Annotated in this window: 19 protein-coding genes; 5 read left to right on the top strand and 14 right to left on the bottom strand. The window is 70.9% G+C overall.

Translation table 11 applies throughout. The annotated features are described in order from the left end of the window. The 5 genes from O3438_RS31910 to rapZ all read right to left on the bottom strand — a co-directional run bounded on the left by O3438_RS31910 (position 1) and on the right by rapZ (position 5553). Positions 1-1203 (bottom strand): phosphoglycerate kinase, encoded by a 1203-nt coding sequence (locus tag O3438_RS31910; protein WP_269683203.1) that lies wholly within the window; start codon positions 1201-1203, stop codon positions 1-3. Between the two features lie 52 nt (positions 1204-1255). Next, positions 1256-2260 (bottom strand): type I glyceraldehyde-3-phosphate dehydrogenase, encoded by a 1005-nt coding sequence (gene gap / locus O3438_RS31905; RefSeq protein WP_088988543.1) that lies wholly within the window; start codon positions 2258-2260, stop codon positions 1256-1258. 264 nt (positions 2261-2524) lie between these two features. Continuing rightward, positions 2525-3505, bottom strand: a complete 981-nt coding sequence (whiA, locus tag O3438_RS31900) for a DNA-binding protein WhiA (RefSeq protein ID WP_030337350.1) — start codon at positions 3503-3505, stop codon at positions 2525-2527. Between the two features lie 54 nt (positions 3506-3559). Further along, a complete protein-coding gene (locus O3438_RS31895; protein ID WP_269683202.1) occupies positions 3560-4654 on the bottom strand; it encodes a gluconeogenesis factor YvcK family protein in 1095 nt (364 codons plus the stop codon). Next, on the bottom strand, positions 4651-5553 hold the full coding sequence (rapZ, locus tag O3438_RS31890) for an RNase adapter RapZ (protein ID WP_269683826.1): 903 nt from the start codon (positions 5551-5553) through the stop codon (positions 4651-4653). Before rapZ ends, O3438_RS31895 begins: the two co-directional genes overlap by 4 nt. Before the next feature lie 278 nt (positions 5554-5831). On the opposite strand from rapZ, the gene recQ reads away from it, so the two are divergent. After that, entirely contained in the window at positions 5832-7673 is a 1842-nt protein-coding gene (recQ, locus tag O3438_RS31885) for a DNA helicase RecQ (RefSeq protein WP_269683201.1), read from the top strand. A 72-nt stretch (positions 7674-7745) separates the two neighbouring features. Here the strand turns inward: recQ and O3438_RS31880 are convergent, their stop codons facing one another. The 3 genes from O3438_RS31880 to O3438_RS31870 form a co-directional block, all read right to left on the bottom strand. Then, entirely contained in the window at positions 7746-8402 is a 657-nt protein-coding gene (locus O3438_RS31880; protein WP_269683200.1) for a C39 family peptidase, read from the bottom strand. Between the two features lie 804 nt (positions 8403-9206). Then, entirely contained in the window at positions 9207-11195 is a 1989-nt protein-coding gene (uvrC, locus tag O3438_RS31875; RefSeq protein ID WP_269683199.1) for an excinuclease ABC subunit UvrC, read from the bottom strand. A 133-nt stretch (positions 11196-11328) separates the two neighbouring features. Next, on the bottom strand, positions 11329-11811 hold the full coding sequence (locus O3438_RS31870; RefSeq protein ID WP_269683198.1) for a Rieske (2Fe-2S) protein: 483 nt from the start codon (positions 11809-11811) through the stop codon (positions 11329-11331). 226 nt (positions 11812-12037) lie between these two features. Here O3438_RS31870 and O3438_RS31865 point away from each other — a divergent pair. Next, a protein-coding gene (locus O3438_RS31865) for an IS5 family transposase (protein ID WP_442929568.1) occupies positions 12038-12930 on the top strand; the annotation gives its coding sequence in 2 pieces (ribosomal slippage) (positions 12038-12382 and positions 12385-12930; 891 coding nt in all). An 11-nt stretch (positions 12931-12941) separates the two neighbouring features. Here the strand turns inward: O3438_RS31865 and uvrA are convergent. Beyond that, positions 12942-15887 (bottom strand): excinuclease ABC subunit UvrA, encoded by a 2946-nt coding sequence (gene uvrA / locus O3438_RS31860; protein ID WP_269683197.1) that lies wholly within the window; start codon positions 15885-15887, stop codon positions 12942-12944. Positions 15888-16206: 319 nt separating this feature from the next. Further along, a complete protein-coding gene (gene rsgA / locus O3438_RS31855; protein ID WP_269683196.1) occupies positions 16207-17277 on the bottom strand; it encodes a ribosome small subunit-dependent GTPase A in 1071 nt (356 codons plus the stop codon). A 179-nt stretch (positions 17278-17456) separates the two neighbouring features. Here rsgA and O3438_RS31850 point away from each other — a divergent pair, with 179 nt between their 5' ends. After that, entirely contained in the window at positions 17457-18173 is a 717-nt protein-coding gene (locus O3438_RS31850; protein WP_269683195.1) for a maleylpyruvate isomerase family mycothiol-dependent enzyme, read from the top strand. Positions 18174-18180: 7 nt separating this feature from the next. Beyond that, positions 18181-18834 (top strand): MBL fold metallo-hydrolase, encoded by a 654-nt coding sequence (locus O3438_RS31845; RefSeq protein ID WP_269683194.1) that lies wholly within the window; start codon positions 18181-18183, stop codon positions 18832-18834. A 171-nt stretch (positions 18835-19005) separates the two neighbouring features. Here the strand turns inward: O3438_RS31845 and O3438_RS31840 are convergent, their stop codons facing one another. Together O3438_RS31840 and O3438_RS31835 are read right to left on the bottom strand one after the other, a co-directional pair. Next, complete coding sequence (locus O3438_RS31840; RefSeq protein ID WP_269683193.1) at positions 19006-19614, bottom strand: DedA family protein; 609 nt, start codon at positions 19612-19614, stop codon at positions 19006-19008. Positions 19615-19716: 102 nt separating this feature from the next. Then, complete coding sequence (locus tag O3438_RS31835; protein WP_332367482.1) at positions 19717-20400, bottom strand: class I SAM-dependent methyltransferase; 684 nt, start codon at positions 20398-20400, stop codon at positions 19717-19719. A gap of 183 nt (positions 20401-20583) precedes the next feature. Between O3438_RS31835 and O3438_RS31830 the strand changes: the two genes are divergently transcribed. After that, entirely contained in the window at positions 20584-20787 is a 204-nt protein-coding gene (locus O3438_RS31830) for a cold-shock protein (protein ID WP_007072071.1), read from the top strand. 48 nt (positions 20788-20835) lie between these two features. On the opposite strand, the gene O3438_RS31825 is transcribed toward O3438_RS31830, so the two are convergent. Continuing rightward, positions 20836-22116 carry an MFS transporter gene (locus O3438_RS31825; RefSeq protein WP_269683192.1) on the bottom strand — a complete coding sequence of 427 codons (1281 nt, stop codon included), beginning with the start codon at positions 22114-22116 and terminating at the stop codon, positions 20836-20838. Next, positions 22113-22688: an ArsR/SmtB family transcription factor gene (locus tag O3438_RS31820; RefSeq protein WP_269683191.1), complete on the bottom strand. Its 576-nt coding sequence runs from the start codon at positions 22686-22688 to the stop codon at positions 22113-22115. Before O3438_RS31820 ends, O3438_RS31825 begins: the two co-directional genes overlap by 4 nt. Positions 22689-22715: the final 27 nt, after the last annotated feature.

Here is a 22715-nt window from a genome sequence, read left to right as displayed (position 1 = left end):
TCAGTTCTCCAGGGCCGCGATGCCGGGGAGGGTCTTGCCCTCGAGGTATTCCAGGGAGGCGCCGCCACCCGTGGAGATGTGCCCGAAGGACGACTCGTCCAGCCCCAGGGCACGGACCGCCGCCGCCGAGTCACCGCCGCCGACGACGCTGAACGCGTCGGCCTTGGTGATCGCCTCGGCGATCCCCCGGGTGCCCGCCGCGAACGCCGGCATCTCGAACACGCCCATCGGGCCGTTCCAGAAGATCGTCTTCGCCTGGGACAGGGCGGCGCTGAAGCCGGCCACCGTCTCCGGGCCGACGTCCAGGCCGAGCCGGTGGCTCGGGATGCCGTCCACGCGGACCGTGTCGTGCGCGGCGTCCGGGGCGAACGCGTCAGCGACCACCACGTCGACCGGGAGCAGGATCTTGCCGTCGGCCCGCTCCAGCAGGTTGCGGCAGGTGTCGACCATGTCCTTCTCCAGCAGCGACGTGCCCACCTCCAGGCCTTGCGCCTTGAGGAAGGTGAAGCACATCCCGCCGCCGATGAGCAGCCGGTCGACGGTGGGCAGCAACGCCTCGATCACGGCGAGCTTGTCGGAGACCTTCGACCCACCGAGCACCACCACGTACGGCCGCTCGGGCGCACCGGTGAGCTTGGAGAGCACCTCGACCTCACGCAGCACCAGTCGACCCGCGACGTGCGGCAACCGGGCCGGCACGTCGAAGACACTGGCGTGCTTGCGGTGCACCGCACCGAACGCGTCGTCCACGTACGCGTCGCCGAACGCGGCGAGCTGGTCGGCGAACGCGCCCCGCTCGGCTTCGTCCTTGCTGGTCTCGCCCGCGTTGAAGCGCAGGTTCTCCAGCAGGGCGACCTGACCGTCGGCCAGGTCCGCGACTGTGGAACGGGCCGACTCACCGACGGTGTCGGTGGCGAAGTGCACCGGAGCGCCGAGCAGCTCACCGAGCCGCCCGGCGACCGGGCTCAGGCTGAACTGCGGGTCCGGCGCGCCCTTCGGGCGGCCCAGGTGCGAGCAGACGACCACCTTCGCGCCGGCCTCGACCAGCGCACCGAGGGTCGGCAGCACCGCGCGGATCCGCCCGTCGTCGGTGATGGCACCGGTCTGCTTGTCGAGCGGGACGTTCAGGTCGGCGCGCACCAGCACGCGCCGACCCGACACCCCCTCGGCGAGCAGGTCGTCGAGGGTCCGGAGGGCACTCACAGAGCTAGCCTTCCGTTCGCGACTGCGGGGCTCGCAAGCTCACTCCTCGCGCTCACAGCGACGAACCGACCAGCTTGACCAGGTCGACCAGGCGGTTGGAGTAGCCCCACTCGTTGTCGTACCAGCCGACGACCTTGACCTGGTTGCCGACGACCTTGGTCAGCGGCGCGTCGAAGATGCACGACGCCGGGTCGGTCACGATGTCGGTGGAGACGATCGGGTCCTCGTTGTAGACCAGGATGCCCTTGAGCGGGCCGTCCGCTGCGGCCTTCAGCGCGGCGTTGACCTCGTCCACGGTGGTCTCGCGACCCACGTTGACGGTGAGGTCGGTGACCGAGCCGGTCGGGATCGGCACCCGCAGGGCGTACCCGTCGAGCTTGCCCTTGAGGTCCGGAAGGACCAGGCCGATCGCCTTGGCGGCACCGGTGGAGGTCGGCACGATGTTCAGGGCGGCGGCCCGGGCCCGACGCAGGTCCGAGTGCGGCGCGTCCTGCAGGTTCTGGTCCTGGGTGTACGCGTGGATCGTCGTCATCAGACCGTGCTGGATGCCGAACGTGTCGTGCAGGACCTTCGCCATCGGGGCGAGGCAGTTGGTGGTGCACGAAGCGTTGGAGATGATGGTGTGCTTCGCCGGGTCGTAGGTGTCGTGGTTGACACCCATGACGACGGTGACGTCCTCGTTCTTCGCCGGGGCGGAGATGATGACCTTCTTGGCCCCGCCGTCGACGTGCGCCTTGGCCTTGGTGGCGTCGGTGAAGAAGCCGGTCGACTCGATGACGACGTCGGCGCCCACCTCGCCCCACGGCAGCTTCGACGGGTCCTTCTCGGCGTACGCCTTGATGGTCTTGCCACCGACGGTGATCTCGTCGGCGGTGGCCTTGACCTCGTAGGGCAGGCGGCCCAGGATGCTGTCGTACTTGAGCAGGTGGGCAAGCGTGCCGTTGTCGGTCAGGTCGTTCACCGCCACGACCTCGATGTCGGCGTCGGACGCCAGCACTGCCCGGAAGAAGTTACGGCCGATTCGGCCGAAGCCGTTGATGCCAACCCGGATGGTCACAGGTCCCATCTCCTCGCGTTCTGGTCTGCCGGCCTCAGACAACGGGCCGGCGGAGTGGTGTGCGCCGACCGTTGGAGCCGGCCGTTGACGGTTCGTCTCGGCCACCCCGCCGCGGTCTGAGGACCTTGACCGCCCGAGGCGGTGTGCACGACGAGGAGTGCCTGTGTCGGCCCCCTTGCCGTACTCAGCGACCCTATCCGAGCGTGCGAGACCACGCTGCGCCGGGTCGTGCTCCCGGACGCACCGTGCGGCCTTACCGTCCTATCAGACCACGAGCATGTCGGGCGTGACTGCCGCTTCGGTATCCGGGATGCCGAGGTCGCGGGCCCGCTTGTCGGCCAGCGCCAGGAGTCGACGGATCCGCCCGGCGATGGCGTCCTTGGTCAGTGGCGGGTCGGCCAGCGCGCCCAGCTCCTCCAGCGACGCCTGCCGGTGCTCCAGGCGCAGCCGCCCGGCGTCGGTCAGGTGGTTGGGCGCCTCGTCGGCGAGGATCTCCAGGGCACGGGTGACCCGGGCGGCGGCGGCGACCGCCGCGCGCGCCGACCGGCGCAGGTTGGCGTCGTCGAAGTTGGCCAGCCGGTTGGCGGTGGCGCGCACCTCGCGGCGTACCCGGCGCTCCTCCCAGGCCAGCACGCTGGAGTGCGCGCCGATGCGGGTGAGCAGCGCGGCGATCGCGTCGCCGTCCTTGACGACCACCCGGTCCACCCCGCGTACCTCACGGTTCTTCGCGGTGATCCCGATGCGGCGGGCCGCGCCGACCAGCGCCAGCGCCGACTCCGGCCCCGGGCAGGTGATCTCTAGCGCGCTGGAGCGGCCGGGCTCGGTGAGCGACCCGTGCGCCATGAACGCGCCCCGCCAGGCGGAGACGGCACAGCAGACGTTCGCCGCCACCACGTGCGGGGGCAGGCCACGCACCGGGCGACCCCGCACGTCGAGCAGGCCGGTCTGCCGGGCGAGGGCCTCGCCGTCCTTGACCACGCGAACGATGAAGTGGCTGCCCTTGCGCAGGCCGCCGGAGGCCAGCACGTGGATCTCGCTGGGATAGCCGTAGACCTCGGCGATCTCCCGGCGCAGCCGCCGGGCCACCGCCCCGGTGTCCAGTTCCGCCTCCACCACCACACGGCCGGAGACGATGTGCAGCCCGCCGGCGAAGCGCAGCAGCGCGGCCATCTCCGCCCGCCGGCAGCAGGGCTTGGGCACGTCGACCCGACTCAGCTCGTCCTTGACCGCGGCCGTCATCGCCATTGTGCGTCCCCTCACGGACCGGTTCCGGCGTGTCGCCGGAGATTACGTACGTGTCTAACGATCGGCACCCAGGACAGGCACCAGTGCGGCGCCCAGGGCAGCCGGATCATGGCGGGGAGTGCCACCGGTGACGGCGACGGGGGCGAGGACCAGGCGGGCACCCAGCGATTCTGCCGCACGTTCGACCGGTTCGGGGTCACCCACCGCCTTGGCGTCGGCGAGCACGAGATCCACCTTGAGTTCGGGCAGGTACCAGTGCAGAGCCGCGAGGTGGTCGGCGACGGAGAGCCCGAGGGTCTCCTTCTCCGCGGCGAGGTTCAACGTGACCAACCGCCGGGCCGAGGTCGACACGATCGCGTCGGCCACCTGCGGCACCAGCAGGTGCGGGAGCACGCTGGTGTACCAACTGCCCGGCCCGAAGATCAACCAGTCCGCTGCCATGATCGCCTCGATCACCTCGGCGCAGGCGGGTGGCGCGGCGGGCGTGAGGCGCAACGACTCGACCCGCCCGGTGGTGACCGCCACCTGGTGTTGGCCGCGCACCGTGCGCACCTCGTCCGGGGCGGCCGGGTCGATCCCGCGTACCTGCGCCTCGATGCCGACCGGCTGCCGGGACATCGGCAGCACCCGGCCGACCGCGCCGAGCATCGCGCCGGCATGGTCCAGCGCGGCCACCGGATCGCCGAGCAGCTCCATGAGACCGCAGAGCACGAGGTTGCCCACCGCGTGCCCGGCCAACCCGTCGACGCGGGTCGTCTGCGGCTCGTGGCCGTGCGCGTCGGACGCCGCCGCGCCGGGGTCGTCGGCCCCCCGACCGGGTTCGCGGGCGCCCGTCGCCGCCGGGTCCGGGTCGGCTTCGCCGAGCTGGGGTACGCCGGCCGGCACGGCGGCGAAGCGGTGCTGGAACAGTCCGGCGCTGCGCCGGGTCGCCGGGTGGTCCCCGGCCAGCGCCACCAGTGCCTGGCGCAGATCACCCGGGGGCAGACCGCCCCGCTCGGCACGCAGCCGGCCGCTGGAGCCGCCGTCGTCCCCGACGGTGACCACCGCGGTGATGTCGAGGTCGAGCTCGGGGGCGCAGTGACGCAGCGCGCGCAACGAGGCGGACAGCCCGTGCCCGCCGCCGAACGCCACCACCCGCCGGGACGTCATTCCCGCCCCAGGTCGCGGTGCTGGGCGTTGGCCGCCAACCCCGAGTGGCGCAGTCGGCTGGCCAACTCCTCGGCGATGGCCACGCTCCGGTGCTTGCCACCGGTACAGCCCACGGCGACCGTGAGGTACCGCTTGCCCTCCCGCTCGAAGCCGGTCGTGGTGGCGTTGACCAGGTCGGCGTACGAGGCGACGAAGGCGTCCGCGCCCTCCTGACCCAGCACGTACGCGCTGACCGCCTCCTCCCGCCCGGTGTGCTCACGCAGCTCCGGCACCCAGTACGGGTTGGGCAGGAACCGGGCGTCCAGCACGAAGTCCGCGTCCGGCGGCAGGCCGTACTTGAAGCCGAAGGACAGCACCGTGACCCGCAGCCGGCGCGCGTCCTCGCCGCCGAACAACTCCTCGATGCGCCGGCGGAGCTGGTTGACGTTCAGGTGGCTGGTGTCGATGATCACGTCGGCCTTGTCGCGTGCCTCCTCCAGCAGGCCGCGCTCCACGGCGATGCCGTCGGCGAGCCGCCCGTCCCCCTGCAACGGGTGCGACCGGCGAACGCTCTCGAACCGCCGGATCAACACCTCGTCGTCGGCGTCGACGAAGACCACCCGGGGTGAGAAACCGCGCTCCTTGAGCTCCCGGATCGCCCCGGCCAGGTCGGTGGAGAAGGCCCGCGACCGCACGTCCAGCACCATGGCGGTACGCCGGGCCGCTCCGCCCGCCTTGAACGCCAGCTCGGCCATGTCCAACATCAGCGCCTGTGGCAGGTTGTCGACCACGTAGTAGCCGACGTTCTCCAAGGCCCTGGCGACCGTGCTGCGGCCGCCGCCGGAGAGCCCGGTGACCACCACGAGTGTGGTCTCCGACTCCGCCGTCGACTGCCCGTCGACCGCATCCGGGTCGTCGATCCGGTCACCGACTGTGCGCCCCTCGCTCACCCGTACCCCCAAGCCGTGGCGCCGCGGCCGCCCTTGGCCGCGATTGGTCAATCAGCGACTCTATCCCGCTACGGGGTCGAGTCCGCGCACCTGCCACGGTCCGCCACTCCACACCCTCGATGACGTTCAGTGACCACGAGCACGCTCTTCGCGATCTTCGCAGGCCAGACCGGACAGCCCGGCGGGTGCCAGCCACCGCCCGGGTGCGCCGGGCGGGCGCTGTCGGGGTGGGCTCGTAGACTCCCCGGATGGCCTCCCCCACCGACCTGCGGACCGAGGGCGCGTTGCCGGTGCTGCGCCGGGTGTTCGGCTACGACGCCTTCCGCGGCTTCCAGCAGGACGTCATCGACCACGTGGTCGACGGCGGCGACGCGCTGGTGTTGATGCCCACCGGTGGCGGCAAGTCCCTGTGCTACCAGATCCCGGCCCTGGTCCGCGAGGGTGTCGCGGTCGTCGTGTCGCCGCTGATCGCTCTCATGCAGGACCAGGTCGACGCCCTCACCGCCGTCGGCGTCCGCGCCGGGTTCCTCAACTCGACCCAGAGCCTGGACGCCCGACGCCGGGTCGAGGCCGCCTTCGTCGCCGGCGAGTTGGACCTGCTCTACCTCGCCCCGGAGGCGCTCGGCGTCCGCTCCACGCTCGCGCTGCTGGACCGGGGGCGCATCTCCCTGTTCGCGATCGACGAGGCGCACTGCGTGTCCCAGTGGGGGCACGACTTCCGCCCCGACTACCTGGCACTGTCGATGCTGCACGAACGCTGGCCGCAGGTGCCACGGATCGCGCTGACCGCCACCGCGACCAGCGCCACCCGCACCGAGATCGCCAGCCGGCTCAAGCTCGACGACGCCCGCCACTTCGTGGCCAGTTTCGACCGGCCCAACATCCAGTACCGGATCGTGCCCAAGCGGGAGCCACGCAAGCAGCTGCTGGCACTGCTGCGCGACGAGCACCCGGGCGACGCCGGCATCGTCTACTGCCTGTCCCGCGCCTCGGTCGACAAGACGGCGGAGTTCCTGGTCGCCAACGGGATCGCCGCACTGCCGTACCACGCGGGCCTGGACGCCACCACGCGCGCCGCCAACCAGCAACGCTTCCTCCGGGAGGACGGCCTGGTGATGGTCGCCACGATCGCCTTCGGCATGGGCATCGACAAGCCGGACGTACGCTTCGTCGCCCACCTGGACCTGCCCAAGTCGGTCGAGGGCTACTACCAGGAGACCGGCCGCGCCGGACGGGACGGCCTTCCGTCCACCGCCTGGCTCGCGTACGGGCTGCAGGACGTGGTCCAGCAACGCAAGATGATCGAGACGTCCGACGGCGACCTCGCCCACCGCCGCAACCTCGCCGCCCACCTGGACGCGATGCTCGCCCTCTGCGAGACGGTGCGCTGCCGGCGCGTCCAACTGCTCGAATACTTCGGCGAGACGTCCACGCCCGCCTGCGGCAACTGCGACACCTGCCTCAACCCGCCGGAGTCCTGGGACGGCACCGTCGCCGCCCAGAAGCTGCTCTCCACGGTCTTCCGCCTCGACCGGGAACGCAACCAACGCTTCGGCGCCGGGCACTGCATCGACATCCTGCTCGGCAAACACAATGACAAGATCAGCCAGTACGGTCACGACTCGCTGACCGTCTTCGGCATCGGCTCCGAACTGAGCGAGGCCGAGTGGCGGGGTGTGGTCCGGCAACTGCTCGCCGAAGGGCTGCTCGCCGTGGAGGGCGACTACGGCACGCTCGCCCTGACCGACGCCAGCGCCGACGTGCTCGGCCGCCGCCGCACCGTCACGATGCGCCGCGAGCCGGAGAGGCCGACGTCGAGCCGCTCGTCCAAGCCGCGCGGCTCGGCCACCGTCGTCGCCGAGCTGACCCCGGCCGCCGCGCCGGTCTTCGAGCGCCTGCGCGGCTGGCGGGCGACGACTGCCAAGGAGCAGGGCGTTCCGGCGTACGTGATCTTCCACGACGCCACCCTTCGCCAGATCGCCAACGACGCACCGAGCACGCTTGCCGAACTGTCCCGCGTCAGCGGGGTCGGCGAGAACAAGCTCGCCAAGTACGGCGAGCAGATCCTGGCCGTGCTGACCAGCGACTGAGACATGGTGAAGGGCCGGGCCCCGTGGTGGGGTCCGGCCCTTCGGTGTTCGTGTGCTGTGTTGCTGTGTGGTTTAGCTGGTGGCGTAGCCGCGGGTGGCGATCCAGTCGGCGAGGTGCTCGACGGTGATCTGGTAGGAGGCCTGGTTCGGGTCGGCGGAGTCGGCGATGGTGACGATGGTGCCGTTGTCGCGGTAGCCGACGACGCTGATGTAGTGCCCGCCCTCGTAGGAGTGGCTCACCCCGTCGGTGTCGGTGCTCGTGCCGGCGATGTTCGCGACCACGGCCCGCCCGTCGTCGACGGTCTTGACGATGTCGGCGCGCAGCTGGTCGGTCTGCTTGGCGTCAGCGTCGGGGCTGGAGATCTCCACCGACCGGTACGCGTTCTTGCCGGTCTCCTTGTTCAGCACCGGAGTGATGTCGTTGATCGAGTTCGTGCCGGCCTCGGTGGTGCCCATCTCCTTGGCCATCGCGTCCACGTTGATGTCCTTACCCTGCACACTCAACGCGTTACGGGTCGCGGCGGGACCGCAGTAGTAGAAGTTCGGCTGGGCTTCGTAGCGCACGCCCAACTCCCGCTCACCATGACCCTTGCGGTCGGTCTGCGTCTGGGTGGTGGGCTTGGCGTCGGACATCGCGTAAGCGGCGGTCACGGGACCGGCGATGGCACCGCCGGTGAACGCGAGACCAGCAGCGGTCAGAGCGGTCTTACGAATCAGATCGGTACGCATGATGGCGTGCTCCTCTGCAACATTCGGGGGAACCGCACAACACATAGGGGGACAGGCGTGCGGGAAAGCTCAGATACCCGGCGACCGTGGGGCCGGCATCGGGACCAGGTGTAACCAGGTGGGGCGGCGGATCATTCCGCCGGGCTCCCAGCCCACGTGTGCTCCGGGGATGTAACCGGCTGCGGCGGCGAACGCATTCCGCCGGGCTTCCGGTCCGGGGGTCGGGGGTGTAACCCAGGCGGCCTGGCCGGTGTTCCCGGCGGCTGCCCCTGCACCGGCGACCGACAGTCGCGGCGGCGTGCCAGGTATAACGACCCCGCCCGGCCCCCGATTCCACCACCCGGGTGACCCCCACCACCCAGAAAAACCTCACAGACCGGACGAACCTCCCTGGTCGGTGACGGTGCGCCGCCTTGATCCACTCCGGTTCGCCGATATCGCGGTATCCGGCCGCCGGGGTTACCCCGACTTCGGCGAACCGGAGTGGATCAACCCGCACGCGCGGCAGGGTGCGGTCCACGCGCCGCAGGGTGCGCTCCACGCGCCGCGGGCGTTACCGGGGTACGCGCGAACCCTGCGCCAGGTGTGCGGTTTGCCCCCATTAGCCCCATTGCACGGCCCTGCCGGCCGGCAGGGCCGGCCGGCAGGCAGGGCTGGCTGGCTGGCTGGCTGGCTCGATCGTGCTCGAACCAGGAAAGCGGGACGCCAGGCCGGGAACGAGGCCACTGAAACCAGAGCACGACCGTCCGAGAAGCGAACTGACCCGCGCGGCGTTGCCCGGATCGTGACCAGCCGAGGGCGGTGTCAGGTCGTCGGGGTCGACTCCACGGCCCCGTCGGCTTTCGTGCCGTTGTCGAGGGCGGCGAGGATCGCCTCGGCGGTACGCCGGCCCACGCCGGGCACTTCGGTGATCTCCTCGACCGTCGCGGCGGAGAGCCGCTTGAGTGAGCCGAAGTGCCGCAGCAGCGCCTTGCGTCGTACCTCGCCGAGGCCGGGCACGTGGTCGAGCGCCGACTCGGTCATCCGCTTCGATCGACGTTGCCGGTGGAAGGTGATGGCGAACCGGTGGGCCTCGTCGCGGACGCGTTGCAGCAGGTAGAGACCTTCCGACGTGCGCGGCAGGATGACCGGGAACTCGTCGTCGGGCAGCCAGACCTCCTCCAGCCGCTTGGCGAGCCCGCACAGCGCCACGTCGTCGATGCCAAGGTCGGCGAGGGCCTGCGCGGCGGCCGCGACCTGCGGGGCGCCGCCGTCGACGACCACCAACTGCGGGGGGTACGCGAACTTTCGCGGTCGGCCGGTGGTCGGGTCGATCAGGACCCCGACCTGCGGCTCGACAGCGTCCTCCGGAGTGGTCGGGTCGTCGGCGGACTCGACGCCCACCTCACCTGTCTCGGCCCGCGCGTCCAGGTAGCGGGCGAAGCGGCGGCGCAGCACCTCGGACATCGCGGAGAGGTCGTCGGTGGCGCCACGGACGATGAACCGCCGGTATTCGCTCTTGCGGGGCAGCCCGTCCTCGAAGACCACCATGCTGGCCACCACGTCGGTGCCCTGGATCTGGGAGATGTCGAAGCACTCGATGCGCAGCGGCGAAGTGCGCATGCCCAGCGCCTCGCTGATCTCGTCCAACGCCTTGCCCCGGGTGGTGAGGTCACCGGAGCGCTTCAGTTTGTGCCGGGCCAGCGCGTCCTTGGCGTTGCGCTCGACGGTCTCCATCAGTTGGCGTTTGTCACCGCGTTGGGGCACCCGCAGTGACACCCGGCTGCCCCGGTGGTTGGAGAGCCATTCCGCCAACGCGTCGGCGTCGGCGGGCAACTCGGGCACGAGCAGTTCCCGGGGCACGTCGGCTTCGCCGTGCTCGCCCCCGTACACCTGGGTGCAGAAGTGGTGGACCAGGTCGCCGGTGGTGAGGTCCTCGGTCTTCTCCACCACCCAGCCGCGCTGGCCGCGAACCCGGCCGTCACGGACGTGGAAGACCTGCACGGCCGCTTCGAGGGGGTCGTCGGCGAACGCGACCACGTCGGCGTCGGTGCCGTCGCCCAGCACCACTGTCTGCTTCTCCATGGCGCGGCGCAGCGCGGCGACGTCGTCGCGTAGCCGGGCGGCCCGTTCGAACTCGAGCTGCTCGCTCGCCTCGGTCATCTCCCGTTCGATCTTGCGGACCATGGTGTCGGTGCGCCCGGCCATGAAGTCGCAGAACCCGTCGACGATGGCGCGGTGTTCGTCGGCGGAGACGGTGCCGACGCACGGCGCCGAGCACTTGCCGATGTAGCCGAGCAGGCAGGGACGACCGACCTGGCCGGCCCTCTTGAAGACACCCGCGGAGCACGTGCGGGCGGGAAACACCCGCAGCAGCAGGTCGAGGGTCTCCCGGATGGCCCAGGCGTGCGAGTACGGACCGAAGTAGCGCACCCCTTTGCGCTTGGCGCCACGCATCACCTGTAGCCGTGGGTATTCCTCGTTGAGGGTGACGGCCAGATAGGGGTACGACTTGTCGTCGCGGTAACGGACGTTGAACCGGGGGTCGTACTGCTTGATCCAGGTGAACTCCTGCTGGAGCGCCTCGACCTCGGTGGCGACGGTGATCCAGTCCACCGACTCGGCGGTGGTGACCATCTGGCGGGTGCGCTCGTGCAGGTTCCACACGTCGCCGAAGTAGGAGTTGAGCCGGCTGCGGAGGTTCCTCGCCTTGCCGACGTAGATCACCCGGCCGGTGCCGTCGCGGAAGCGGTAGACCCCCGGGAGCTCCGGGATGGTGCCGGGTGCGGGGCGGTAGGTCGAGGGGTCAGCCACGTCAGCAAGCCTAGTCCGCGGCACCGACAGCCCGCCGCAAGCTCTAGATCCACTCCGTGTCCGGGACGTCGGGGTGTCGAACCGTCACGAACACCCCGACGTCCCGCAACGCGAGTCGATCACACCGCGCGGGTCAGGCCAGGGAGATCTGGTCCCCGGTGACCTTGATGTCCTTGGGCGGCAGCGGCTTGGTGGCCGGGCCGGCCTTCACCGAGCCGTCCTCGATCGAGAATTTGCTGCCGTGGCAGGTGCAGTTGATCGTGCCGCCGTCGACGTTCGACACCGGGCAGTTCTGGTGCGTACAGATCGGGCTGAAGCCCTTGAACTGGCCGGCGGTGGGCTGGGTGATGACCACGCCCTCGGCGGCGAGGATCTTGCCGCCACCGACCGGGATGTCGGCGGTGGTGGCCAGCGACTGGGCGTTCTGCCGGTCGCCGCCGCCGGCGTCTCCGGTGCTGGGGACGGCCGGGCCTCCGCTGGTGGGGGCGTCGCTGCCGCTGCCGTCGTCGCTGCCGCAGGCAGCCAGGACGACGGCAGCGCCGACCGCCCCGACGCCGGTGAGCAGGGTACGGCGTGTCTGCGTACCCGGACCGGTCAGTGCCTGATCGTCACTCATGCCTCGCCTCTCTCTAGCCCGCTGCGCCGGTCAGAAGCCGGCCACACTTCTCCACACGGGCAACTGTGCCGGATGGTTCATCCCGGCATCTAAGCGACCCGGGAAATAGGACGGGCGGGCCGGACCAGCCCCACCCGTGCCGTGCTGACACGCGTGGAACCGACCCGACCCGCCCAACGACTAGGTTCTGTCTCGCGGATCATGAATCTCGCTCGTTAGGCCCTTTGTGGCACGAGGAGATCTGACGAACCACGAGTGGGCTGTGTTGGCGCCGTTGCTGCCGACACAGCCCGTTCGAGGTAACCAGTGGCGTGATCATCGGCAGGTCATCAACGCGATCTGCTGGGTCAAACGGACCGGTTCGCCATGGCGTGACCTGCCCGAACGGTATGGGCCATGGAAGACCGCGTACCAACGGTTCCGCCGCTGGGCAGCCGACGGCACCTGGGCCAGCCTCAAGGCGCACGTCATCGCGTTGGCCGAACTCGACGACGACATTGACTGGGACGCCCAGGTCGACGCCACCATCGTGCGGACCCACCAACACGCGGCGGGTGCCCGAAAAGGGGGCTGAGTAGCACCGACGCGCGGGCAGCGCAAGGCATCGGCCGGTCCCGCGGCGGACTGACCACGAAGATCCACACCCTGGCCGACGGACGTGGCCGCTCTCTGGCTACCCGCATCACCCCAGGTCAGGCCGCCGACACCCAGCAATTGATCCCACTGCTCGACCAGGTCCGAGTGCCGCGTCCCGGCCAGGTCGGCAGACCACGCAAGCGACCTGACTCCGTCACCGGCGACAAGGCGTACTCCTCGCGAGCCAACCGCAAGGCCCTGCGAGACAAACGCATCACCACCGTCATCCCCGAGCCCAACGATCAGATCGCCAACCGGAAGCGGCGAGGACAACGTGGCGGCCGACCACCGACCTTCGATCCCACCGCCTACAAGCGCCGCAACCAGGTCGAACGCGGCTTCAACCGACGCAAACACTGGCGCGGCCTCGCCACCCGCTACGACAAACTCGGCTCCCACTTCCAGGCCACCCTCGACCTGGTCGAAACCCTCGACTGGCTACGCGCCGTCCCCGACCACCAAGATCTACGAGACAGAACCTAGGCGCCGAACTGTCAGCGCGCGCCGGCCGGCACCTTCCGGCTGGCCCGCGCCTTGGTCGCGCCGTTGGCCTTGGCGGCACGGTTGGTGGCGGCGGCTGCGCCCTTGGCCTTTCCGTCGAGCTTGAGCACCTGGCGCAGGAACTCACCGGTGTGGCTCTCGGCGACCTCGGCGACCTCCTCGGGCGTGCCGGTGGCGAGCACGGTGCCGCCCCGGTGGCCGCCCTCCGGACCCATGTCGATCAGCCAGTCGGCCGACTTGATGACGTCGAGGTTGTGCTCGATGGTGATCACGGTGTTGCCCTTGTCGACCAGACCTTCCAGCACCATCAGCAACTTGCGGATGTCTTCGAAGTGCAGACCGGTGGTCGGCTCGTCGAGTACGTAGACCGTCCGTCCGGTGGAGCGCTTCTGCAGCTCGGACGCGAGCTTGACCCGCTGCGCCTCACCTCCGGAGAGAGTGGGCGCGGGCTGACCGAGGCGCACGTAGCCGAGACCGACGTCGACAAGGGTCTTGAGGTGCCGGTGGATGGCCGGGATGGCGGAGAAGAACTCGGCGGCCTCCTCGATCGGCATCTCCAGCACGTCCGAGACGGTCTTGCCCTTGTAGTGCACCTCGAGGGTTTCCCTGTTGTACCGGGCGCCCTTGCAGACCTCGCAGGGGACGTACACGTCGGGCAGGAAGTTCATCTCGATCTTGATCGTGCCGTCGCCGGAACACGCCTCGCAGCGCCCGCCCTTGACGTTGAACGAGAACCGCCCCGGGCCGTACCCGCGGACCTTCGCCTCGGTGGTCTCGGCGAAGAGCTTGCGGACGTGGTCCCAGACCCCGGTGTAGGTGGCCGGGTTGGAGCGCGGCGTACGGCCGATGGGCGACTGGTCCACGCCGACGACCTTGTCGACGTGCTCCAGGCCGGAGACCCTCGTGTGCCGGCCGGGCACCAGCCGGGCGCCGTTGATCTGGTTGGCGAGCACCGCGTACAGGATGTCGTTGACCAGCGTCGACTTGCCCGAACCGCTGACCCCGGTGACCGCGATCAGTTGCCCCAGCGGGAACCCGACGGTCAGGTTGCGCAGGTTGTGCTCTCGCGCGCCGTGCACCACCAGCTCCCGTGCCGGGTCCTGTGGGCGGCGGATCGACGGTGTCGGGATCGACCGCTTCCCGGACAGGTACGCCCCGGTGATCGACTCCTTGTTCTTCAGAAGCGCGGGCACCGAGCCGCTGTGCACGATCTTGCCGCCGTGCTCACCCGCGCCGGGCCCGATGTCGACGATCCAGTCGGCGACGCGAATGGTGTCCTCGTCGTGCTCCACGACGATGAGCGTGTTGCCCAGCCCGCGCAGCCGGAGCAGGGTCTCGATCAGCCGGTGGTTGTCACGCTGGTGCAGCCCGATCGACGGCTCGTCCAGCACGTAGAGCACGCCCACCAGGCCGGAGCCGATCTGGGTGGCGAGTCGGATGCGCTGCGCCTCGCCGCCGGACAGGGTGCCGGCCGGCCGGTCCAGGGAGAGGTAGTCCAGACCGACGTCGAGCAGGAACCGCAGCCGGGCGTTGATCTCCTTCAGGACCCGCTCCGCGATCAGCTTCTGCCGGTCGCTCAGCTCGATGCCGGCGAGCAGGTCGGCGCACTCCCCCACGGAGAGGTTGCAGACCTCGGCGATGCTCTTGCCCGCGAGGGTGACCGCGAGCACCTCGGGCTTGAGCCGGGCGCCCCCGCACGCCGCGCACGGCACGTCGCGCATGTAGCCCTCGTACTTGTCGCGGGACCACTCGGACTCGGTGTCGGAGTGCCGGCGCTCGATCCACTGCACCACGCCCTCGAAGCCGGTGTAGTAGGAGCGCTCGCGGCCGTACTTGTTGCGGTAGCGCACGTGCACCTGGTCGTCGGACCCGTGCAGGATCGTCTTCTGCGCCCGCGCCGGCAACGCCCGCCACGGGGTGTCGATGTCGAAGTGCTGGGCCTCGCCGAGTGCCTCCAGCAGGCGCAGGAAGTATTCCAGGTTGTGCCCGGTGGACCAGGGCTGGATGGCGCCCTCGCGGAGGCTGCGTTCCGGGTCGGGGATCAGCAGCTCCGGGTCGACCTCCTTCTTGGTGCCCAGACCGGTGCACTCCGGGCAGGCGCCGTACGGCGCGTTGAAGGAGAAGACCCGGGGTTCGAGATCCTCGATGGCGAGCGGGTGGTCGTTGGGGCAGGCAAGGTGCTCGGAGTAGCGGCGCTCCCGGTCCGGGTCGTCCTCCGGGAGGTCGACGAAATCGAGCAGCACCAGGCCGCTGGAGAGACCCAGGGCGGCCTCGACCGAGTCGGTCAGCCGCTGCTTGGCGCTGGGCTTGACGGTGAGCCGGTCGATCACCACCTCGATGGTGTGCTTCTCCTGCTTCTTGAGCTTCGGCGGCTCGGTCAGCGGGTGCACCACGCCGTCGACCCGGGCCCGGGCGTAGCCCTTGGCCTGCAACTCGGCGAAGAGGTCGACGTACTCACCCTTGCGGCCGCGGATGACCGGCGCGAGCACCATGAACTTGGTGCCCTCGGCCATCGCGAGGACCCGGTCGACGATCTGCTGAGGGCTCTGCCGGGAGATCCGCTCGCCACAGACCGGGCAGTGCGGCTCGCCGATGCGGGCGAAGAGCAGACGCAGGTAGTCGTAGACCTCGGTGATCGTGCCGACAGTCGAACGCGGGTTGCGCGAGGTGGACTTCTGGTCGATGGAAACGGCGGGGCTCAGGCCCTCGATGAAATCGACGTCCGGCTTGTCCATCTGGCCGAGGAACTGACGGGCGTACGACGAGAGCGACTCGACGTACCGGCGCTGGCCCTCGGCGAAGATCGTGTCGAAGGCCAGGCTCGACTTGCCCGACCCGGACAGCCCGGTGAACACGATGAGTGCGTCCCGGGGCAGGTCGAGACTGACGTCACGCAGATTGTGCTCGCGCGCGCCACGGATGATCAGTCGGTCGGCCACAGTGCGTGTACTCCCGGGAGAAGACGAAGCGAAGAATGTGTCCCGCTCTGGGTGATTTGAGCGGTCGTACGGGCGCGGAAAACACGCCTCGGCAACTCTAGCCCTGAGGTACGACACTTTCCCTCGCCGACGCATTCCCCCAGCTCAGCCCGGTCGGCCGGTTGCGGGTTGATCCCCTCCGTTTCGCCGAAGTCGGGGTATCGCCGGCACTCGGATACCCCAATATCGGCGAACCCGAGTGGATCAAGGCGAGTGCACCTCGCCGACCGGGAGGATCGCCCCCGACGCCAGCAGAGGGCCCTGACGCCGGGGAGCCAGGTCAGTAGCCGCCGGGCGTCGGCGGGTGGGCCGCACGGCGTCGGGCCGACCGCCAGCCGCCGCGCCGCTCCGCCGCCACCCGCGCCTCCCGCCGTCGGCTCTCGTGGGCCACCTCCCCCTGCAGCCGCCGCCAGCTCTCCCACCGCCGGGTGGAGAGTTCGCCGGTGTGCAGCGCTTCCCGGACCGCGCAGGCGGGCTCCCCGTCGTGCCCGCAGTCGGCGTACCGGCAGCCCTCGGCCAACCCGGCGATGTCGGCGAACGCCCGGTCGAGCCCGGCCACGCCGTCGAGCAGGCCGACCGCCCGGACACCGGGCGTGTCGATGACCGCACCCCCGCCGGGGATCGGTACGAGGGCCCGCCAGGTGGTGGTGTGCCGCCCCTTGCCGTCGACCCGGCGGATCGCCTGCGTCGGCATCATCACGGTGCCGGCGAGCGCGTTGACCAGGCTCGACTTACCCGCGCCGGAGGGTCCGAGCAGGCCGAGCGTGCGGCCCGGGGTGACCTCGGCGCGCAGCGGGTCCAGCCCGACGCCGCGCTCGGCGCTGACCGGCAGCACCGGCACGCCGGGCGCCACAGCGGCGAGTTGGCGGGCCAGCGCGGCCGGGTCGGCCGCGAGGTCGGCCTTGGTCAGCACCACCAGCGGCCGCGCGCCGGACTCGTGGGCCAGGGACAGCAGCCGTTCGATTCGGCCCACGTCCGGCTCGGGGTGCACCGGCTCCACCACGGCAGCGGCGTCGAGGTTGGCGGCCAGTACCTGCCCGCTGGCGTCCTTGCCGGCGGTACGCCGGACCAGCGCGCCCCGGCGCGGCAGCACACCCTCGACGGTGACGCGACGGTCCGGCCAGTTGGTGAGCAGAACCCAGTCTCCGGCGCAGGGCAGCGCGGACGGATCCCGGGCGGCGGCGGCCAGCACCGCCCCGCCCAGGCTGGCCCGGACCGGGCCGGTCGCGGTGAGTACGGTGCAGACGCCCCGGTCCACCCGGGCCACCCGACCCGGGTGCTGCTCGGGGCGTCGCTCGGCGTACGCCGCTCGCTCGGCGTCCCAGCCGAGGGCGGTCAGATCGATGGTCATGGCATCCTCATCGGTGTCGAAGCAGGTGATGGCGGAACACGCGTGCCACGTCGGGCATGATCACCACCTCCGTCCGATGTCCCGGTGCCGCGTCTGCCGCTGACGGTAGGTCCCGGGCCGACGCGCCGAAAGCGATTTCCCCGGCGACGCCGCGACGGCCGGACCGCTAGGGTCGACGGGTGACCACGGATCCGCTGTTGCTGATGGGCGAGGTGGACGCGGCCACGAGCCGGCTTCTGCGTACCGCCGCTTCTTTCGACGCCGCCGACCTGGCCGCGGCGTCGCTGCTGCCGGGCTGGTCGCGCGGCCACGTGCTGGCGCACCTGGCCCGCAACGCGGACGGCTTCGTGAACCTGCTCACCGCGGCCCGCACCGGTCGGGACCTCCCGATGTACGCCTCGCTGGAGGTCCGCGCGACGGACATCGAGACCGGTTCGGGCCGGCCGCCCGCCGAGCACCTGGACGACCTGCGGCGCAGCGCGGACCTGTTCGCCGAGGCGGTCGCGGCGATGCCGGCCGAGGCGTGGGCGGCGACGGTGCAGGCGCGCAGGGGCCCCTGGCCGGCCGCGCTGCTCGTCTGGGGCCGCCTCCGCGAGATCGAGGTGCACCATCTCGACCTGGCCGCCGACTACCGGGCCGCGGACTGGTCGGACACGTTCACCCACCGGCTGCTGCGTGAGGCGGCCAGCCACCACGCCATGGGGCCGACACCGCCGTCGGTGGTGCTACGCCTCGACGGCAGCGCGCACGAGGTGGTCATCGGTGACCGGGACGCCGCCCCGATCGTCGCCGGTCCCGCCCCCGACCTCGCCGCCTGGCTGATCGGCCGCGCCGACGGCGCCCCGCTCTCCGTCACCCCTGACGGTCCCCTGCCTACTCCACCGGAATGGATCTGACAACGTCATGACTTACAGCGGAGACGTCACCCACGGCGGACCGCCGGCGGTACGCGAGCTGGACGGGCTCACCATCAGCAAGCTGTCGGTGGGTCCGATGGACAACAACGCCTACCTGCTGCGGTGCACGAGCACCGGGGAGCAGGTGCTGATCGACGCCGCCAACGAGGCGCCCCGACTGCTGGAGCTGGTCGGCGACGGCGGGCTCACCGCGGTGGTGACGACCCACCAGCACATGGACCACTGGGTGGCGCTGGAGGAGGTGGTCGCCAAGACCGGCGCCCGGGCGCTGGTGCACGCCGACGACGCTTCCGGGCTGCCGATCGAGGCGGAGCGTCTGTCCGATGGCGACACCGTGCCGGTGGGCGACTGCGCGCTGGAGGTCATCCACATCAAGGGGCACACCCCGGGCTCGATCGCGCTGCTCTACCGCGATCCCGCCGGCACCCCGCACCTCTTCACCGGTGACAGTCTCTTCCCCGGTGGCGTCGGCAACACCGACAAGGACCCGGAGCGCTTCGCCGCGCTGATCGACGACGTCGAGCACAAGCTGTTCGACCAGTTGCCGGACGACACCTGGTTCTACCCGGGCCACGGCAAGGACAGCACCCTGGGCGTCGAGCGCCCCGCCCTCCCCCAGTGGAAAGCAAGAGGCTGGTAACAACCCAGGGAACCACCAAAGATCAAAACCCCACCGGCGGGCGCGGAACCGGTAGACGGAGGCCAACCGCAACGGGGGCGGGGGCCCGCCGTGCCCGGCGCAGGGATCAAGCCTGACCGCCCGGAGCCGGGCACGGCGGGCCCCCGCCCCACCGCCGCAACCACCCGAAGATCAAGAAGCAACAGCAAACAGCCGCCGCCGCGCCCCCAGCAACACGACGGAAGCCAACACCACACCGACCCCCATCGTGATCACGAGCGGGCTGGGCTCACCGGGCAGCAGCCCGGCGATGGACCGCGCCGCGGTGCCCAGCGCGAGGTAGAGGCCGGCCCAGGCGGCCGCGCCGAGCGTGGCGCAACCGAGAAACCTGCGGTACGACATCCGCAGCCCACCGGCGGCCAGCGGAAGCAGGGCGTTGAACACGGGCAGGAACGGCGCGACGACCATCATCCGGCCGCCACCACGACGCAGGATTCCTTCCGCGGCGGCCCAGCGTGCCTCGCCGATCCAACCGCCGATCCGGCTGTGTCGTAGCTGCTCGGCGTAGCGGCGGCCGATCAGGAAACTCAGCGACCAACCGGCCAGGCAGCCGACCAGGACGGCGGCGAAGGTGGCCAGCCCGGTGGACGGGCGGCCCACCCCGACGGCGGCGAGGATCGCCACGTCGCCGGGGACCAGGACACCCAGCAGGGGTACGGCATCGAAGAGCATGACGAGCCCGAGCGCGCCCATCAGCAGCAGAACAGGCAGTTCTCCGATCTGGGCCAGCCATTGCGTCATGCCTCGTACGCTATGGCCGCCGCACCACTTCGGACATCCGGTTGTTGCCCCCAGCCACCCCTGGCTTCCGTCTCGGGGTCGCCCCTGAGGTGTCGCGGGCGCTCAGACGGGTCGCAGCACCTGCACTCGGCGTAGCGGCGAGTCGACCGACGGTTCGGTGGTGGGCACCGGATAGTCGGCGAGCACCGTCAGCCGGTCGACCGGCAGGTGCTCCCGGCCGGGGTCACCGACGAGCACGTCGGCGCCCGCGGCGGCGATCCGTTCCAGGAACGGCAGCATCCGGTCGGCCATCGCGCGGTCGTAGAAGACGTCCCCGGCGACCACCAGGTCGGCTTCCGCGTCGAAGCTGTCGAGCAGATCGTCCCCGACCGCGTCGACGGCGACCTGGTTGGCTCGCGCGTTGATGGTGACGGCGGCGACGGCGTACGGGTCGATGTCGTTGGCGATCACCCTCGTGGCGCCGGCCAGCGCGGCCGCGATGGCGACCAGCCCCGACCCGGCGGCGAGGTCGAGCACCCGGCGACCGGCGGCCAGCTCCGGGTGGTCCAGGAGGTGACGGGCCAGTGCTTGGCCTCCGGCCCAGGCGGACGCCCAGTACGGCGCCGGCAGGGCGTGGCCGGCGGTGGCTTCCATCCGGGCCCACCAGACGATCGCGTCCTCGGCCAGGTGCAGCCGCACCTCGGGGACGAACGGGGTGGGGACCAGCCGGAGCCGGTCCAGGCCGGCGCCGGGAGCGTCGATTTCGCGCTCCAGCTCGGTCAGCGCGTCGGCTGCGGCACCCGTCATCGGCGCAAGCATGCCCCAGTGGGGCGAGGTCGGGGCGGCTTTCACGTGCCGGCGCGCAGAGTTCACTCGAAGACCTACGGCACTTCGGCCAGCAGATTGGGGTTTTGCCCGTTACTGTCGAACAGGTACGGGCGATCATCGGCCAGAGGCCGAGGGTCAGCCGCTTTGAACAGGGAGAGATGCATGGCAACCGGCACGGTTAAGTGGTTCAACTCGGAAAAGGGCTTCGGCTTCATCGAGCAGGACGGTGGAGGGCCGGACGTGTTCGTCCACTACTCCGCCATCGCGACGAGCGGCTACCGGGAGCTCAACGAGGGCCAGAAGGTCGAGTTCGAGGTGACCCAGGGGCAGAAGGGTCCGCAGGCGGACAACGTCCGCCCGATGTAGCTCCGTGCCGGTGACGGCGGCCGGGTTCCGGCCGCCGTCGCAGCGCACTCAAGACGCCACCGGGGCGGCGGGCAGGTCCCGCCGCCTCCGGATTGGCCCGATCAACAGGATCAACGGGGTGAACGCCTGCCAGGCGGCCATCACGAACACTGCTGTCCCGACGCCGAGGCGCGCGCCGATCACACCGGCCAGCACGGCCGCCACCGGGATCGTGCCGTAGTTGAGCAGCTGCATGCTCACCGTCACCCGGCCCAGCATGTGGTGCGGCGTGTAGGTCTGCCGGAAGGCGCCCTTGACCACGTTGCCGACGGCCACGCCGAGGCCGACCAGCACGCCACCGAGTGCTGGCCAGGTCAACCCGACGCCCGGCGCGGCCAGGGGGATGAGCAGGGCCGGCGGGCCGGCGAGCACCCCACCGATCAGCAGGGCCCGGGCGGTGCCCCAGCGCCGACCGACAGTCGTGGCCACCAGCGCCCCGACGATCCCCCCGGCGCTCATCACCCCGACCAGCGCGCCGACCAGGCCGGGTTCGAGACGCAGCTCGCGCACCAGGAAGACCACCAGGACGGCCTGGTAGCCGCTCAGCCCGAAGTTGCTGGCCGCGCCGAAGGCCGTCAGCACCCGCAGGTACGGGTCCCGGACGACGAAGCGCAGCCCTTCGACGATGTCCTGACGCAGTGACCGGGCTCGGTCCGGTCGACGTACGCGTGGTTCACGGGTGCGGATCCGCAGCAGCAGCGCCGCCGAGGCGAGGAACGTGAGCGCGTCCAGCAGCAGGGCGGCGACGGCACCGGTGAGCTGGGCGATCAGGCCGGCGAGGCCGGGCCCGACGACGTGACTCGCGGTCTGCGTCGCCTGGAGTTTCGCGTTGCCCTCGGCTAGTTGCTCGGGTCGCAGCAGCACCGGCAGGTAGACCTGGTCCGCGGTCTCGAAGAAGACCCGCGCGGCGCCGGCGCTGAGGGCGACCACCAGCAGGTGGGCGACGGTGAGCCAGCTCAGCACGGCGGCGAGCGGCACACTGAGGAAGGCCGACGCGCAGAACAGGTCGCACACCACCATCACCGATCGGCGGGGCAGCCGGTCCACCCACGCTCCGGCCGGCAGGCCGATCAACAGCCAGGGCAGCCAGGCCGCGGCGGTGAGCACCGCGACCTGGAAGGTGCTGGCGTCGAGGACGGCGACCGCTACCAGGGGCAGCGCGACGGTGGTGACGTTGCTGCCCACGCTGCTGACCGTCTGACCGGCCCAGAGCAGGCGGAAGTCGCGGTGCCGCAGCAACCCGCCGGTCGGCTGGACGTCGAACTGCTGGTTGCGGGTGGCAGTGGTCACGGTCGCGCCGGTACGCCGTGGATGAACAGGAAGACCGGTCGGCGTTCGGCGTCGTCGTCGGGCAGGTCCCGGTCGGCCCAGCGCGTGAGGACCTCGTTCAGCTCGTGGCTCAGCTCGGCCAGTTCGCCCGGCGTGAGGTGCAGCCAGCGGTCGGTGGAGAACGGCGCGTCTTCCCAGGTTGCCTGGCTGGCCTCGTCGGTGGCGTGCCAGGCCCGGGCCAGGGCGACGTGCCGGTCGAGGTTGAGCGAGGTGGCCGCGTCGGCGACCACCCGGGCGGCCGGGTCGACGTCGAAGTCGGCGTTGGACCAGCGCAGGCCCCTGCTGACCAGCCGCCACCACCGCTCCCGCCGGTCCCGGGCCAGCTCGGGGGCCTCGGTGACCAGGTCCGCCGCGGCAAGGACCTTGAGGTGGTGGCTGACGTTCGCCGGTGCCTGGTCGGTGCGCTCGGCGAGCAAGCCGACGGTCGAGGGGCCGTGCACCTTGAGCACGTCCATCAGGCGGCGGCGGAGCGGGTGGGCCATGGCGGCCAGCGCCCGTGAGTCGGTGATCTGGCGTACGTCGGGGCTCTCCATACCCCACCATGACATCCGCGAGAGATG

The organism is Micromonospora sp. WMMC250 (assembly GCF_027460215.1).
Classification (GTDB): Bacteria; Actinomycetota; Actinomycetes; order Mycobacteriales; family Micromonosporaceae; genus Micromonospora; species Micromonospora taraxaci.
Note: the sequence above shows the minus strand (reverse complement) of the source record. Positions and strands in the feature narration are given on the sequence as shown.